The 15736-nt window shown below is 69.7% G+C and carries 14 protein-coding genes; 13 read left to right on the top strand and 1 reads right to left on the bottom strand.

Annotation, left to right across the window (positions count from 1 at the left end):
* Positions 1–34 precede the first annotated feature (34 nt).
* From pyrR to D6T63_RS03780, 13 genes are all read left to right on the top strand, one after another.
* Positions 35–622, top strand: coding sequence for a bifunctional pyr operon transcriptional regulator/uracil phosphoribosyltransferase PyrR (pyrR, locus tag D6T63_RS03840; RefSeq protein ID WP_120147722.1), 588 nt, complete (start codon positions 35–37; stop codon positions 620–622).
* Positions 619–1665, top strand: coding sequence for an aspartate carbamoyltransferase catalytic subunit (locus D6T63_RS03835; protein WP_120147721.1), 1047 nt, complete (start codon positions 619–621; stop codon positions 1663–1665). Before pyrR ends, D6T63_RS03835 begins: the two co-directional genes overlap by 4 nt.
* A complete protein-coding gene (locus D6T63_RS03830) occupies positions 1662–3056 on the top strand; it encodes a dihydroorotase (protein WP_120147720.1) in 1395 nt (464 codons plus the stop codon). The genes D6T63_RS03835 and D6T63_RS03830 overlap by 4 nt, the downstream gene beginning before the upstream one ends.
* Positions 3044–3631, top strand: coding sequence for a PH-like domain-containing protein (locus tag D6T63_RS03825; protein ID WP_235830541.1), 588 nt, complete (start codon positions 3044–3046; stop codon positions 3629–3631). Before D6T63_RS03830 ends, D6T63_RS03825 begins: the two co-directional genes overlap by 13 nt.
* On the top strand, positions 3628–4974 hold the full coding sequence (gene carA, locus D6T63_RS03820) for a glutamine-hydrolyzing carbamoyl-phosphate synthase small subunit (RefSeq protein WP_120147719.1): 1347 nt from the start codon (positions 3628–3630) through the stop codon (positions 4972–4974). Before D6T63_RS03825 ends, carA begins: the two co-directional genes overlap by 4 nt.
* Entirely contained in the window at positions 4974–8282 is a 3309-nt protein-coding gene (carB, locus tag D6T63_RS03815) for a carbamoyl-phosphate synthase large subunit (RefSeq protein WP_120147718.1), read from the top strand. Before carA ends, carB begins: the two co-directional genes overlap by 1 nt.
* Positions 8272–9123: an orotidine-5'-phosphate decarboxylase gene (gene pyrF / locus D6T63_RS03810; RefSeq protein WP_120147717.1), complete on the top strand. Its 852-nt coding sequence runs from the start codon at positions 8272–8274 to the stop codon at positions 9121–9123. The genes carB and pyrF overlap by 11 nt, the downstream gene beginning before the upstream one ends.
* Positions 9124–9270: 147 nt before the next feature.
* Positions 9271–9609: an integration host factor, actinobacterial type gene (mihF, locus tag D6T63_RS03805; RefSeq protein WP_120147716.1), complete on the top strand. Its 339-nt coding sequence runs from the start codon at positions 9271–9273 to the stop codon at positions 9607–9609.
* Positions 9610–9619: 10 nt separating this feature from the next.
* Positions 9620–10189 carry a guanylate kinase gene (gene gmk, locus D6T63_RS03800; RefSeq protein ID WP_120147715.1) on the top strand — a complete coding sequence of 190 codons (570 nt, stop codon included), beginning with the start codon at positions 9620–9622 and terminating at the stop codon, positions 10187–10189.
* Between the two features lie 44 nt (positions 10190–10233).
* Positions 10234–10494 carry a DNA-directed RNA polymerase subunit omega gene (gene rpoZ, locus D6T63_RS03795; RefSeq protein WP_120147714.1) on the top strand — a complete coding sequence of 87 codons (261 nt, stop codon included), beginning with the start codon at positions 10234–10236 and terminating at the stop codon, positions 10492–10494.
* 31 nt (positions 10495–10525) lie between these two features.
* The gene (coaBC, locus tag D6T63_RS03790) at positions 10526–11740 is read left to right on the top strand and encodes a bifunctional phosphopantothenoylcysteine decarboxylase/phosphopantothenate--cysteine ligase CoaBC (RefSeq protein WP_120147713.1); all 1215 of its coding nucleotides are present in this window, start codon (positions 10526–10528) and stop codon (positions 11738–11740) included.
* A gap of 111 nt (positions 11741–11851) precedes the next feature.
* Entirely contained in the window at positions 11852–13063 is a 1212-nt protein-coding gene (gene metK, locus D6T63_RS03785; protein WP_120147712.1) for a methionine adenosyltransferase, read from the top strand.
* 42 nt (positions 13064–13105) lie between these two features.
* On the top strand, positions 13106–15322 hold the full coding sequence (locus tag D6T63_RS03780) for a primosomal protein N' (RefSeq protein WP_182976865.1): 2217 nt from the start codon (positions 13106–13108) through the stop codon (positions 15320–15322).
* 125 nt (positions 15323–15447) lie between these two features.
* Here D6T63_RS03780 and D6T63_RS03775 read toward each other — a convergent pair whose 3' ends face one another.
* Complete coding sequence (locus D6T63_RS03775) at positions 15448–15735, bottom strand: hypothetical protein (RefSeq protein WP_120147711.1); 288 nt, start codon at positions 15733–15735, stop codon at positions 15448–15450.
* Between the last annotated feature and the right edge of the window lies 1 nt (position 15736).

Genomic DNA, 15736 nt, shown 5'->3' with positions numbered 1-15736 from the left:
CCGTCCAGTGAGGCGGGGAAGGAGGAAGCGTGTTATGACCGTGCCTGCCTCGAAATCCGGCATCCACAAGCGCGTTGTTCTCGCAGAAGCAGATATAGACCGCGCACTCACGCGTATCGCCCACGAGATCCTCGAGGCGAACCGGGGCTCCCGGGACCTCGTCCTCCTCGGCATCCCGCGCAGGGGCTTCCCCCTCGCCCAGCGCCTCGCGCAAAAGATCTCAGCCGTCGATCCAGCCGTGGACCCCGATCTCATCACCGGCCAGCTGGACGTCACCATGTACCGCGACGACCTCCGCCGCAATCCCACCCGGTCGCCCCTCGCGACCCAGCTGCCGCCGTCGGGTATCGACGACAAGGTCGTGGTGCTCGTCGACGACGTCCTCTACTCGGGTCGCACCATCCGCGCAGCCCTTGACGCCCTCGCCGACCTCGGGCGTCCGCGCATCGTCCGCCTCGCTGTCCTCGTGGACAGGGGACACCGCGAGCTGCCCATCCGCGCCGACCACGTCGGGAAGAACCTCCCGACGTCGTCCCGGGAACGGGTGCGCGTCCACCTGGCGGAGATCGACCTGATCGGCGGCTCCGCGGTCAACGAGGTCGTCATCGAGGACCGCCTGTGAAGCATCTGCTCAGCACGCAGGATCTCTCGGCCCGGAACGCCCTGCGCCTGCTGAACGTCGCCGAGGAGATGGCGGCCGTGGGGCAGCGGGAGATCAAGAAGCTGCCCGCGCTGCGCGGGCGCACCGTCGTGAACCTCTTCTTCGAGGACTCGACCCGCACGCGCATCTCCTTCGAGGCCGCCGCGAAGCGCCTGTCCGCGGATGTCATCAACTTCGCGGCCAAGGGATCCTCCGTCTCGAAGGGCGAATCGCTCAAGGACACCGCGCAGACCCTCGAGGCGATGAGCGCGGACGCCGTCGTCATCCGCCACCCCGCGTCCGGCGCTCCGGCCAGGCTCGCCGCTTCGGGGTGGATCGACGCCGCAGTGGTCAATGCGGGCGATGGCACGCACGAGCACCCGACCCAGGCGCTGCTCGACGCCTTCACGCTCCGCCGCCACTGGGCGAAGCTCGACGGCACGCCATCCGCGGGTACGACCCTGGCGGGCATGAAGGTCCTGATCGTGGGGGACGTACTGCACTCGCGCGTTGCCCGCTCCAACGTGTGGCTCCTGACGACCCTCGGCGCGGAGGTCCTCCTTGCGGGACCGCCCACCCTGCTGCCGGTCGGCGTCGGGGCCTGGCCCTGCACGGTGTACTACAACCTCGACGACGCCCTCGCCCAGCGGCCCGACGCCGTGATGATGCTCCGCCTGCAAGCCGAGCGCATGAACGCCGCGTTCTTCCCCTCCACGCGGGAGTACTCGCGGCGCTGGGGGTTCGACGACGGACGGCTCGCCCTGCTGGACACCATGGGCCTCGATGACACGGTCATCATGCATCCCGGTCCGATGAACCGGGGCCTGGAGATCTCGTCCGCCGCCGCCGATTCGCCGCGCTCGACGGTCCTCGCCCAGGTCCGCAACGGCGTATCGGTGCGCATGGCCGCGCTGTACCTCCTGCTCTCGGGTGACTCGCAGGACGACCCGCAGGACGACCAGCCCGAAAACCAGGCCGACCAGCCCGACCAGCTCGCGACGACCCCGGAAGGCCGCACCCCGTGACCACTGACACCACCGCCGGCTCCACCGCGACCCCCTCCGCCACGGAGTATCTGATCCTCGGCGCATCGATCCTCGGCGGCGACGCTGCCGACCTCCTCATCCGCGACGGCCTCATCGCCGTCGTCGGCCCGGAAGCAGCGGACGCGGCATCGCGGGGCGCCGTGACCATCGACGCCGAAGGCCTCGTGGCGCTTCCCGGGATGGTGGACCTCCACACCCACCTCCGCGAGCCGGGCCGGGAGGACGCCGAGACCGTCGAGACCGGTTCGCGCGCCGCAGCCCTGGGCGGCTTCACGGCCATCCACGCCATGGCCAACAGCTCGCCCGTCGCGGACACCGCCGGCGTCGTCGAGCAGGTGTACCGGCTCGGCCTCGCCTCGGGCTGGGTCGAGGTCCGCCCGGTCGGCGCCGTCACCGTCGGTCTCGGCGGGCAACGCCTCGCCGAACTCGGCGCCATGGCCGAATCGCGTGCCTCGGTCCGCGTCTTCTCCGACGACGGCATCTGCGTCCACGACCCCGTCCTGATGCGTCGCGCGCTCGAGTACGTGAAGGCGTTCGACGGCGTGATCGCCCAGCATGCGCAGGAGCCCCGCCTGACCGAGGGGGCCCAGATGAACGAGGGCGAGGTCTCGGCCGTCCTCGGCCTGACCGGTTGGCCGGCCGTCGCGGAGGAAAGCATCATCGCCCGCGATGTCCTTCTCGCTCAGCACGTCGGGTCCCGGCTGCACGTCTGCCACGTCTCCACCGCCGGGTCGGTCGAGATCATCCGCTGGGCCAAGGCCCGCGGCATCGACGTCACCGCCGAGGTCACCCCGCACCACCTGCTGCTGACCGACGAGCTGGTCCGCAGCTACGACCCCGTCTACAAGGTCAACCCGCCCCTGCGGACCTCCGATGACGTGCATGCCCTGCGCGCAGCCCTCGCGGACGGCACCATCGACGTCGTCGGGACCGACCACGCGCCGCACCCAAGCGAGCACAAGGAGTGCGAGTGGGCGCAGGCCGCGATGGGCATGACGGGTCTCGAGACCGCCCTGTCCGTGGTGCAGCACGCCATGGTGGAGACCGGCCTGCTCGACTGGGAGGGCTTCGCCCGGGTCACGTCGGTGGCTCCGGCGCGCATCGGCCGGCTCGAGCACCAGGGCCGTCCCCTCGCCGCGGGGGAACCGGCCAACCTGATCCTGGTGGATCCTGCCGCGCGCTGGACCGTGGACCCCTCCACCATGGCCACGAAGGGCCGCAACAGCCCGTTCCGCGGGCTCGAACTGCCCGGCAGCGTCCGTGCGACGTTCTACGCCGGGCACCCGACAGTCCTGGAGGGCCGCCTCGCGACACCGCGACAGGCACCCGCCGCCTCGATGACCGGGGAGGCTCCCGCATGGAATATCTAGGCTGGGTGGCCCTGACCGTCGCCATCATCGTCGTGATCGTGGCACTGATGGCGCTCGGGTGGCGGAACCGCCTCCGACGCCAGGGCGACGTCCCTGCACCGCCGGAGGTGCCCGCCGACCTCGGGCCCGTCCTCTACGAAGCCGAGGGCCAGTACGTCGCGACGACGACGGCGGGGGACTGGCTCGACCGCATCGCGGTCCACGGTCTCGGCCTCCGCGGCAACGCCGTCGCCGCCGTCCACCCCGACGGCGTCCTCGTCAGCCGCACCGGCGCCCGTACGGTCTTCATCCCGCGGGAGGACCTCGTCTCGGTGCAGCTGGCCGGTGGCATGACCGGCAAGTTCGTCGAGAAGAATGGCCTCGTGGTGGTGACCTGGAGACTCGGTCCCGAGCGGACGGATCGCGTGGACACCGGCTTCCGCACCCGGCACGCCGCGCACAAGGCCCAGCTCGTCGCCGCCGTCGCAGGGCTCCTCCCGGCGAACCCCCCGACCATTCCGGACTCCCGGACCCGCACCAGAACTACGTCAGACCACCGAACTCCACCGACCCCCGAAGGCAGGGAACAGCTGTGAGCCACGCTCCATCGAAGCCACCCCACGCGAAGGCACCCGCGGTGCTCGTCCTCGAGGACGGGCGGACCTTCCGCGGCCGCGCATACGGCGCCGAGGGCACCGCGCTCGGAGAAGCGGTCTTCGCCACCGGCATGACCGGTTACCAGGAAACGATCACCGATCCGTCCTACGCCCGCCAGCTCGTCGTGCAGACCGCGCCGCACATCGGCAACACCGGCGTGAACGCGGACGACGCCGAATCGCGCCGTATCTGGGTCGCCGGCTACATCATCCGCGACGCTGCGCGCCGACCGTCGAACTGGCGGTCCGAGCAGAGCCTGGACGACCAGTTGCGCGAGCAGGGCGTCGTCGGCATCGAGGGTGTCGACACCCGGGCGATCACCCGGCACCTCCGCGAGCGCGGGGCCATGCGGGCCGGCATCTTCTCCGGGCCCGACGCCGCCCTGACCGAGGGTCAGCTGGTCGAGAGGGTCGTCGCGCAGCCGTCCATGACGGGCTCCCGGCTGGCCGAGGAGGTCAGCATCGACGAGGCGTACGTCGTCGAGCCCGCAGACCACGGCTGGACGGGTGGGACCGTGGCGACCATCGCGGCCCTGGACCTCGGCATCAAGGCGATGACTCCCAAGCATTTCGCCCAGCGCGGGGTGCGCACCGTCGTCCTGCCGGCGAACGCCACCTTCGAGGATGTCGTCGCCACGCAGCCGGACGGCGTCTTCATGTCCAACGGACCGGGTGACCCCGCCACCGCCGACGCGCAGGTGGAGCTCCTCCGTCGGGTCCTCGATGCGCGCATGCCTTTCTTCGGCATCTGCTTCGGTAACCAGATCCTCGGACGGGCGCTCGGATTCGGCACGTACAAGCTCCGCTACGGCCACCGCGGCATCAACCAGCCGGTGCTCGACCGCCGGACGGGAAAGGTCGAGATCACCTCGCAGAACCACGGATTCGCGGTCGATGCTCCGCTCGACGGCCCGGTCGAGGCGCCCGCGGGCTCCTACGGACGCGTCGAGGTGAGCCACGTGAGCCTGAACGACGACGTCGTCGAGGGCCTCGCGTGCCTGGACCTCCCTGCGTTCTCCGTCCAGTACCACCCGGAGGCGGCTGCCGGCCCGCACGACTCGGCCTACCTCTTCGACCGCTTCATCGACCTCATGCGGGCCGAGAAGGCGGATCCGGGTTCAGGGAATGCGGTGCTGGCCTCGGCCCTCGACGCCCCCTCCGAGTCCGCTGCCCTCGCCGACGCGGCAGCTGCCGAACTGGGCACGCACGGATCCCAGGTCACGGGCACGCAGCCCCGGCGCAGCCCCACACAACTCAGCAGCACAACGCAGGAAGAGAACTGATGCCCCGCAGAACCGACCTCAAGAGCGTCCTGGTCATCGGCTCCGGTCCGATCGTCATCGGACAGGCCGCCGAATTCGACTATTCGGGCACCCAGGCGCTGCGCGTGCTGCGCGAGGAGGGCCTGCGGGTCATCCTCGTCAACTCGAACCCGGCGACCATCATGACGGACCCGGAGTTCGCCGACGCGACCTACGTGGAGCCGATCACCCCCGACATCGTCGCGAAGATCATCGAGAAGGAGCGCCCCGACGCGCTGCTGCCGACGCTGGGTGGCCAGACGGCGCTCAACACGGCCATCGCCCTCGACAAGAACGGGATCCTGGAGAAGTTCGGCGTCGAGCTCATCGGCGCGAACATCGCCGCCATCGAACTCGGTGAGGACCGCGAGAAGTTCAAGGGGGTCGTCGCGCGCTGTGGCGCCGAGTCCGCCCGGTCCGCCATCATTCACTCCCTCGACGAGGCCCTCGTCGCCGCCGAGGACCTCGGCTACCCGATGGTGGTCCGCCCCTCCTTCACCATGGGCGGCCTCGGCTCCGGTCTCGCATACACCGAGAAGGACCTGCGCCGGATCGTCGGACAGGGCCTGCAGTACAGCCCCACGAGCGAGGTGCTCCTCGAGGAGAGCATCCTCGGGTGGAAGGAGTACGAGCTCGAGATGATGCGCGACAAGAACGACAACGTCGTGGTCGTCTGCTCCATCGAGAACTTCGACCCCGTGGGCGTCCACACCGGCGATTCCATCACCGTGGCTCCCGCCCTGACGCTCACCGACCGTGAATACCAGCGGCTGCGGGACATCTCGATCGCCGTGATCCGCGAGGTCGGCGTGGACACCGGCGGGTGCAACATCCAGTTCGCCATCGAACCCGGCACAGGCCGTGTCGTCGTCATCGAGATGAATCCGCGTGTCTCGCGCTCCTCCGCCCTCGCGTCGAAGGCCACCGGCTTCGCCATCGCGAAGATCGCGACGAAGCTCTCCCTCGGCTACACGCTGGACGAGATCCCGAACGACATCACGCTGAAGACCCCGGCATCCTTCGAGCCGACCCTCGACTACGTGGTGGTGAAGGTGCCACGGTTCGCGTTCGAGAAGTTCCCGGCCGCGGATCCCACACTCACGACGACCATGAAGTCCGTCGGCGAGGCCATGGCGATGGGTCGCAACTTCACCGAGGCGCTGCAGAAAGCACTCCGCTCGCTCGAGCAGAAGGGCTCGCAGCTCTCCTACGCCCCCGTCGCTCCCGGGGAGGTCGACGCGCTCGTCGAGGCGTCGAAGCGTCCCACCACCGAGCGGCTCTCCCAGGTGCAGCGTGCGCTGCTCGGTGGAGCCAGCGTGGAGCGCCTCTACGAGGCCACGGGCATAGACCCGTGGTTCCTCGACCAGCTGGTCCTGCTCAACGAGGTCGCCGAGGAGGTGCGGTCGGCCCCGAACCTGACGGAGGAGGTGCTGCGGCTCGCCAAGCGCCACGGTTTCTCCGACGAGCAGATCGGTGCCCTCACCCATACCCCCGACGCCGTCGTCCGCGGTGTCCGCCATGCCCTCGGCATCAGGCCGGTCTTCAAGACCGTGGACACCTGCGCCGCGGAGTTCGCCGCCTACACCCCGTACCACTACTCGTCCTACGACGAGGAGGACGAGGTGGCCCAGCACGAGAAGCCGTCGATCATCATCCTGGGATCCGGCCCCAACCGGATCGGCCAGGGCATCGAGTTCGACTACTCCTGCGTCCACGCCACGATGGCGCTCCGCGAGGCCGGCTACGAGACCGTGATGATCAACTGCAACCCGGAGACGGTCTCCACGGACTACGACATCTCGACCCGGCTCTACTTCGAGCCGCTGACCCTCGAGGACGTCCTGGAGGTCATCGCGGCCGAGCAGCGCACCGGCGGCGTCCTCGGCGTCTTCGTGCAGCTCGGCGGCCAGACACCGTTGAAGCTCGCGCAGGAACTGGCCGACGCGGGCATCCCGATCCTCGGCACCTCCCCGGAGGCCATCGACCTCGCCGAGCACCGTGGTGCCTTCAGCCGGGTGCTCGACGCCGGCGGGCTGATCGCCCCGAAGAACGGCACCGCTGTGTCCTTCGAGGATGCGAAGAGGATTGCCGACGATATCGGCTACCCCGTGCTGGTGCGACCCTCCTACGTGCTGGGCGGCCGCGGCATGGAGATCGTCTACGACGAGGCGAACCTCTCCCGCTACATCGCCAATGCCACGGAGATCACCGAGGCGCACCCCGTCCTGATCGACCGCTTCCTCGAGGACGCCATCGAGATCGACGTGGACGCGCTGTACGACGGCACGGAGATGTACCTCGGCGGCATCATGGAGCACATCGAGGAAGCCGGCATCCACTCCGGTGACTCCGCGTGCGTGCTCCCGCCCATCACGCTCGGGGCCGACGTCCTGCAGCGGGTCCGCGAAGCCACGCTCGCCATCGCCGAGGGCGTGGGCGTCCGCGGTCTCATCAACATCCAGTTCGCCCTCGCATCCGACGTCCTGTACGTCCTGGAGGCCAACCCGCGGGCTTCGCGCACCGTGCCCTTCGTCTCGAAGGCCACGGGCGTGCAGCTCGCCAAGGGTGCGGCGCTGATCGGCACGGGTGTGACCATCGCGGAGCTCCGCGGCGAGCGCGGCCTGTTGCCCGCCAAGGGTGACGGCGGCTCACTTCCGCTGGACGCACCGGTCTCCGTCAAGGAGGCCGTGCTGCCCTTCAGCCGCTTCCGTACCCCGGAGGGCACCGTCGTGGACTCGCTGCTGGGTCCGGAGATGCGATCCACCGGCGAGGTCATGGGCATCGACAAGTACTTCGACACGGCCTTCGCCAAGAGCCAGGCCGCAGCGAACGCCGCACTGCCCATCGAGGGCAAGGTCTTCGTCTCCGTGGCCAACCGCGACAAGCGCGCCATCATCATGCCGGTCAAGCGCCTGGTGGACCTCGGGTTCGAGATCGTCTCGACCGGCGGCACGGCGGACGTGCTGCGCCGCAACGGCATCCAGGCCACGACGGTCCGCAAGGTCGCCGAGGGTGCGGGCGAGGGCCGGGGGACCGTCGTCGACCTCATCACCGAGGGCGGGATCGACATGATCATCAACACGCCCTCCGGCGGCCAGGCCCGCGGCGACGGCTACGAGATCCGCGCTGCCGCGACGTCCTACGGGCTGCCGGTCATCACCACCATCCCCGAGGTCGGTGCGGCAGTGCAGGCGATCGAGGCGATGCGGTCCTACGAGTGGTCGGTGACGAGCCTCCAGGAACACGCCGCGAACCTGCGCGCCTCCACCGAGGCACGCGATGCCTCCTGAGGCGCCGGCCGCTGCGCTGCGTGCTCCTTTCGGAGAGCGCCTCGCGGCGGCCCGGGCTGCCCGGGGCAGCCTCTGCGTCGGGATCGATCCACATCCGGGCCTGCTCGCCGGCTGGGGGCTCGATGACTCACCCGAGGGCCTGGAGCGTTTCTCGCTGACGGTGCTGGAGGCCGTCGGGGCCGTGGCTGTGGCACTCAAGCCGCAGGTCGCCCTCTACGAGCGGCACGGCTCCCGTGGCCTGGCCGTCCTCGAGACGTTGCTCGCGCGGGCCGCGGACGCCAGCGTCCTGACGATCGCCGACGCGAAGCGCGGGGACATCGGATCCACCATGCTGGCGTACGCCGAAGCATGGCTGGGGGAGGGGCGGCCACTGGCGGCCGACGCCGTCACCCTCAATCCCTACCTCGGTTTCGAGTCCCTCCGGCCGGCCATCGACCTTGCCGCAGCGACGGGCCGGGGTGTCTTCGTCCTCGCCCTGACCTCGAACCCCGAAGGCCGTTCGGTGCAGCACGTGGGCGGGGACGAGTCGGTGGCGCGCTCGATAGCGCTCGCCGCTGCCGCCGAGAACGCCGGCGCCGGACCGGGTCACGTCGGCCTCGTGGTCGGGGCGACCATCGGCGATGCCGCCCGGCACCTCGGACTGGACCTGGGCTCGCTGAACGGTCCCATCCTCGCCCCGGGGGTCGGAGCGCAGGGCGCCGGGACCGTCGAGCTGCGTGCCGCCTTCGGGAACGCCCTGCCGTTCGTCCTGCCGACGTCGAGCCGGGCCATCCTCGCGGCAGGCCCTCATCCCGCCGATCTCCGCGCAGCGGCGGAGCGGACGCGCGACGAGCTCGCATGATGCCGCGGGTACATTGATTTCCGGGGCACGCGCCCGGTAGGTTCGGTTCCAGCCCAACCCCGATTCCTCCGTCCGCACCATCCTTTGCCCATCCATACGACGAGCGGTCGCCGCCATACGTGGTGCCGTCCAGCGCAGGGAGCACCAGTGAGCCTGAAGCCATTGACGGATGACGAACGAACCCAGGCGCGCGAGAAGGCGACGGCGGCGAGGGCGGTTCGGGCGGACATCAAGTCCCGGCTGAAGACCGGTAAGCTCTCTGTGGAGGACGTGATCGACAATCCCGACGGCGACGACGCCGTGGGCCGCCTGAAAGTACTGGACCTCCTCAAGGCCCTTCCGGGCGTCGGCGACGTGCGGGCGGCGGCCATTATGGCCGAGGTCGGGATTGCGGCGACCCGGCGTGTACGAGGCCTCGGCATCCATCAGCGCACGTCCCTCGTCTCCTACCTCGCACAACATCACTCTGGCCCGGCCAGCAAGTAAGGAAGAGTCAGTGTCACAGCCCCGGTTGACAGTCCTGGCCGGCCCGACGGCGGTCGGCAAGGGAACGGTCTCCACCTACATCAGGGACAACTACCCGGAGGTATGGCTCTCCGTCTCGGCGACCACCCGTCCCCCGCGTCCGGGCGAGGTGGACGGCGTGCACTACTTCTTCCTCTCGCCCGAGGAGTTCGACCAGCTCATCAGCGACGGGCAGCTGCTCGAGTGGGCCGTGGTGCACGGACGCAACCGCTACGGCACGCTGCGACGCACGGTGCAGGCCGCCATGGACGAGGGCCGCCGGGTGCTCCTCGAGATCGACCTGCAGGGTGCGCGGCAGGTCAAGGACACTATGCCGGACGCGAATTTCGTGTTCCTGGCTCCGCCCAGCTGGGAGGAGATGGTGCGCCGCCTCGTCGGCCGCGGCACCGAAACACCCGAGGAACAGCAGCAGCGGCTGGAAACGGCTAAACTGGAACTTGCCGCCGAGCCGGAATTCGACCACACCGTCGTCAATGACACCGTGGAGCATGCGGCAGACGAGCTCGTGTCACTGATGGGACTGCTTCCGCTGCAGCGCTGAGAAGCGCCGCATCAGCCCTTCCGCCTAAAATATTTGGAGAATTTGTGTCAACTCAGCCCGAAGGCATCATCAACCCGTCGATCGATTCTCTGCTGGAGGCCTCGGACTCGAAGTACGCCCTCGTGATCTACGGTGCCAAGCGCGCCCGCCAGATCAACGCGTACTACTCGCAGCTGCACGAGGGCCTGTTCGAGTACGTCGGCCCCCTCGTCGACACGAAGCTCAACGAGAAGCCCCTGTCCATCGCACTCCGCGAGATCAACGAGGGCATGCTCGTGTCCTCGCCCATGGAACAGTCCGAATAACCGGAACCGCAGGGCAGGTAACGGACAACCGGTGCGCATAGTACTTGGTGTCGGAGGAGGGATCGCTGCCTATAAGGCAGCATCCCTCCTTCGTCTTTTCACGGAGTCCGGGCACGACGTCACCGTCATCCCGACGGACGCCGCCACACGGTTCGTCGGCACGGCGACGTGGGAGGCGCTGTCCGGACATCCGGTCAGCAACAGCGTCTGGGACGACGTCGACAAGGTCAACCACGTCCGGCTCGGTCATGAGGCCGACCTCATCGTCGTCGCCCCCGCCACCGCCGACGTCATGGCGAGGGCGGCTGCCGGCCTCGCCGACGACCTCCTCACCGGCACCCTCCTCATGGCCCGCGGACCCGTCGTGATGGCACCGGCGATGCACACCGAGATGTGGCAGCACGCCGCGACGCGGGCGAACGTCCAGACCCTCCGATCCAGAGGCGTGACCGTGATCGAACCGGCGTCGGGGCGTCTCACCGGCACGGATTCGGGTCCGGGCAGGCTTCCTGAACCAGCCGAGATCTTCGACGCGGTCATGGCTGCTGCCGCCCGGGCAGGGGGAACCGGGTCGCTCGCGGGGAGGCGCGTCACGATCTCCGCCGGCGGAACCCGAGAAGCGCTGGACCCCGTGCGGTTCCTCGGCAACAGGTCCTCGGGCAAGCAGGGCATGGCCCTCGCGGAGGCAGCGCTGGCGCAGGGTGCCCAGGTGACGCTCATCCTCGCGCACGCCGAGGTGGCAGCACCCCGTGGCTGCGACGTCGTCCGGGTCGAGTCCGCACTCGAGCTGCGGGATGCCGTCCTCGGGGCGCTGGCCACCACCGACGTGCTCGTGATGGCCGCAGCCGTGGCGGATTTCCGCCCCGCCGAGGTCGCGACGACCAAGATCAAGAAGAGCGACGACGGCGCCGATCCGGTCATCAGCCTCGTCCGGAACCCCGACGTCCTCCGCGACGCGGTGATCGCCAGGGCGTCCCTGGCCGAACCGCTGGTCATCGCCGGTTTCGCTGCCGAGACGGGCGACGCGTCCGCGGACCCGCTCACGCACGCACGCGCGAAACTCGCGCGGAAGGGCTGCGACTTCCTCGTGCTCAACGTCGTCGGCTCGGACCTGGTCTTCGGCAAGGACTCCAACGAGGTCACCATCCTCGACGCGGACGGCAGCGCATCGGGGCCGGTTCGCGGAAGCAAGCGGGTCGTCGCGGACGCCGTCATCGACCATGCGGCACGGATCCTGTCCCGCTGAAACCGCTCGGACGGCTTCCTCCCGACCGCCCGCCGCCGGAACGCCGGACAGCGCCGTCGCATCGCGTAGCGTCCGGGCAGGACTGTCCCTCCGACCAAGTAGAGTGGGCACGTGAATTCACCCAGCACCGGTTCCTCCCTGCGCCTTTTCACCTCGGAATCGGTCACGGAGGGTCATCCCGATAAGATCTGCGACCAGATCAGTGACGCGATCCTCGACGGTCTCCTCGAGCAGGATCCGGACTCCCGCGTCGCGGTCGAAACGCTCGTCACCACGGGCCTGGTGCACGTCGCGGGTGAGGTCACCACGGAGGCGTATGTCGAGATCCCCGAGATCGTGCGGAAGACGATCCTCGGTATCGGCTACGATTCCTCGGCGAACGGGTTCGACGGCGCACGGTGCGGTGTGTCGGTGTCCATCGGGCAGCAGAGCGCGGAGATCGCCTCGGGAGTCTTCACCTCGCTCGAGACCCGTGAGGGTACCGGCGTCGACCCGTACGATGCGCAGGGCGCCGGGGACCAGGGCATCATGTTCGGCTATGCGAGCGACGAGACGGCTGTCCTGATGCCGACTCCCATCTGGCTCTCCCACCGCCTCTCCGAGCGCCTGACCAGCGTGCGCAAGGACGGAACGCTCCCGTATCTGCGTCCGGACGGCAAGACGCAGGTCACCATCGGGTACGACGGCGACCGCCCGGTCTCCATCGACTCGGTCGTGATCTCGTCCCAGCACTCGGCCGAGGTATCCCTCGAGGAGCTGCGCGCGGACCTCGCGGAGCACGTCATCATCCCGGTCCTCGCGGAATCCGAGCTCGACACGTCATCGGTCCGCCATATCCTCAATCCCGGTGGTGCCTTCGTCATCGGCGGGCCAGTGGGGGACGCCGGACTCACGGGACGCAAGATCATCGTCGACACGTACGGCGGCATGGCCCGCCACGGCGGTGGTGCCTTCAGCGGCAAGGATCCGTCGAAGGTCGACCGCTCGGCCGCCTACGCCATGCGCTGGGTGGCCAAGAACGTCGTTGCTGCCGGTCTCGCGCGGCGCGCCGAGATCCAGATCGCCTACGCGATCGGCATGGCGCAGCCCGTGGGCATCTATGTCGAGACCTTCGGTACCGAGACCGTCGATCCTCTGGCGATCGGGGATGCCATCAGGGAGCTCTTCGACCTCCGACCCCTCGGGATCATCAACGCACTCGACCTGAAGCGGCCCATCTACCAGCGCACGGCAGCGCACGGCCACTTCGGCCGCGAGGAGGAGGACTTCACCTGGGAACGCACCGACCGGGTGGACAAGCTCCGGAGCTACTTCAACGCCTGACGCGGAAGGGATAGGGAGCGGCTCGGTGGCCGCCGCGGCATCATGACGGAGAACACGCCCCACCCGACCCGACAGAGCTCCCGGCAACCTGACGGCACCGACGGACAACTGTCGCTGCTGCATGGATTCGGCGCTGCCAAGCTGCCGCAGACTGATCCCGAGCGGGCCCGGATCCTGCCGATCGCCCGCGTGGTCCTCGACGCGCAGCTTCCTCACCTGGACCGGTTCTTCGACTACTCGGTGCCCGCTGCCATGGACGCGGAGGCGCAACCCGGCGTCCGGGTCAAGGTCCGCTTCGCCGGTCGGGAACAGGCAGGTTTCCTGGCCGAACGGGTCGCGGAGGCCAGCACGACGGCCACCCTGCTGCCGCTCGGAAAGGTGGTCTCCCCGCTGCGGGTGCTCACACCGGAGATCCTCGCCCTGGCGACGTCGGTCGCCGCCCGTTCGGTCGGAACGGTGAGCGATGTGCTCCGGTCCGCCGTGCCGCCGCGGATGGCACGCGTCGAAGCCGAGTTCGTGCTGCCGGCGACGGCCGTTCCTGAGCCGGTTCCGCACCCCACCCCGTCCGAGCCCGAGCCCGCCCGGCCCCGGGAGGTTCCCGGCCCCCCGGCCAAGGGCACCTTCCAGCGCTATGTCAACGGGCCCGCCTATCTCCAGCACCTCGCGGCAGGGGAGTCTCCCCGCGCGGTGCTCACGAGCCTCGGGGGCTACGGAAGCCGGGCCTGGACCGAGGAGTTGGCCGACGCCGTGGCGGCGACCGTCGCTTCCGGCCGGGGAGCCGTCGTCGTCGTTCCCGACCAGCGTGACCTCGCGCGCGTGGAGGCCGTCCTCGTGGCGCGCCTCGGCGCGCCCGCCGTCGCCCGCCTGACCGGTGAGGACGGTGCCACGCCGAGGTACAGGAACTTCCTGCGGGTCCTGCAGGGCACGGCCACGGTTGCTGTCGGCACCCGGTCCGCCGCCTACGCCCCCGTTCGGAACCTCGGACTCGTCTGTCTGTGGGATGACGGCGATGACCAGCACGTCGAGCAGCGCGCCCCCTATCAGCACATCCGGGACGTCGTGCTGCTGCGGGCGGAACACGAGGGAGCGGGCATCCTGCTGTCGTCCTTCGCGCGGTCCACGGAAGCGCAACGCCTCGTCGATACGGGCTGGGCCCGAGCCATCCAGGCCGATCGCACCGAAGTGCGGCGCGCATCCCCCCGTGTGGTCCACGCAGCCGACGCCTTCCAGATGGAACGTGATCCACACGCCGCCCAGGCCCGGATCCCGCATGCCGCCTGGGCCGCAGCACAGGCGGGACTCAAGAAGGGTCCCGTGCTGCTGCAGGTCGCTCGGACCGGCTTCTCCCCGGCCGTTGCATGCGATCGGTGCCGCCACCCCGCCCGGTGCTCCGTCTGTGCCGGACCACTGGCGCAGACGGGACGCAATGCGCCGCTCGCGTGCCGGTGGTGCGGCCGGCCGGACAACCACTGGGCCTGTTCCGCGTGCGGGGGAACGCGTGTCCGGGCCACCGTGGCGGGCGCCACGAGGACGGCCGAGGAGCTCGGCAGGGCTTTCCCCGGAGTACCCGTCATCTCATCGGCGGGCGAACACATCGTCGACACAGTCCTCGATGTTCCCGCCGTCGTCGTCGCCACGTCAGGAGCCGAACCCGTGGCAGCAGAAGGATATGCGGCTGTCATCCTGCTCGACGGCAACGCCATGCTCAGCAGGGAGACACTGCGGGCCGGCGAGGACGCCCTGCGGAGATGGTTCTCGGCGGCGATACTCGCCCGGCCGTCGACCTCCGGCGGCACGGTCGTCATCACGGGCGACGATGACGTCGCGGTGGGGCACCTGGTGCGGTGGGATCCCGCCGGTGCCGCGTCCCGCGAGCTGGTGGAACGTCAGGAACTGGGCCTTCCACCCGCCGTGCGGTACGCCGTGCTGACAGGGACCCGTGAGGCCCTGGTGCACTTCCTGGAGGGGCTGGACCTCGAGGGTGCAGCGCGTGTCGTCGGTCCTGCACCCGTACCGCCGGATGTCCGCAGGGAGGCGATGCTTGCCGTCCGTGCCGCGCTTCCTCCGCGCGGGATCGGGAAGGCGATGCCGTCCACCGACGCGCTGGCCGGACAGGGCAGCCATCGCGTCCTGCTGTTCTTCCCCTACCGGACCGCCGCCGGAATCACCCGCCAGCTGCGCGCCCGCCGTGCGGCGCTCTCGGCCAGAAGGACCGGGGACCCGGTGCACATCCGCCTCGACGCGCTCGACGTGCTCTGACCGATGGCGTGACCCGGCGGGCTCCGATCCCGTGCCGCGTCTCCCCAGCCTGCCTCAGCGCCCGCCTGTGCGCCCGCGTCCTCATCGGAGGCGACGCGTGTGAGGCACGGTAACGGATCTGCTCCTCAGGGAGGGGACACGGTCCGCCACCCGTTCGAATCGATCTCGACGACGATCGGCGTGGTGCCTCCGATACCGCGCGTCCGCAGCGCCTGGTCCAGGTCGGCCGGAGGCGCGGCGACCACGAAGGCCTCCCCGCGGTACAGGTCGGCCGTCTCCTCCACGAGGGCCACGATGGCATCGGAACCGCGTGCCTCGAACCGTCCGGCGACGTTCAGGCGTGTCAGCCACGGGGGCGGAGCGGCGGCGGCGTCGAGCAGGATCGCCGTGGCCGGGCACTGGAGGTCGGCCATG

It is taken from the genome of Arthrobacter cheniae (assembly GCF_003602275.1).
GTDB lineage: Bacteria > Actinomycetota > Actinomycetes > Actinomycetales > Micrococcaceae > Arthrobacter_D > Arthrobacter_D cheniae.
This window is presented reverse-complemented; position numbering and strand designations above follow the sequence as displayed.

Bases quoted from the DNA above. Each gene is read 5' to 3' on its own strand.
- pyrR (WP_120147722.1), top strand. From the start codon at position 35: ATGACCGTGCCTGCCTCGAAATCCGGCATCCACAAGCGCGTTGTTCTC.
- D6T63_RS03825 (WP_235830541.1), top strand. From the start codon at position 3,044: ATGGAATATCTAGGCTGGGTGGCCCTGACCGTCGCCATCATCGTCGTG.
- carB (WP_120147718.1), top strand. From the start codon at position 4,974: ATGCCCCGCAGAACCGACCTCAAGAGCGTCCTGGTCATCGGCTCCGGT.
- pyrF (WP_120147717.1), top strand. From the start codon at position 8,272: ATGCCTCCTGAGGCGCCGGCCGCTGCGCTGCGTGCTCCTTTCGGAGAG.
- D6T63_RS03780 (WP_182976865.1), top strand. From the start codon at position 13,106: ATGACGGAGAACACGCCCCACCCGACCCGACAGAGCTCCCGGCAACCT.
- D6T63_RS03775 (WP_120147711.1), bottom strand. From the start codon at position 15,735: ATGGCCGACCTCCAGTGCCCGGCCACGGCGATCCTGCTCGACGCCGCC.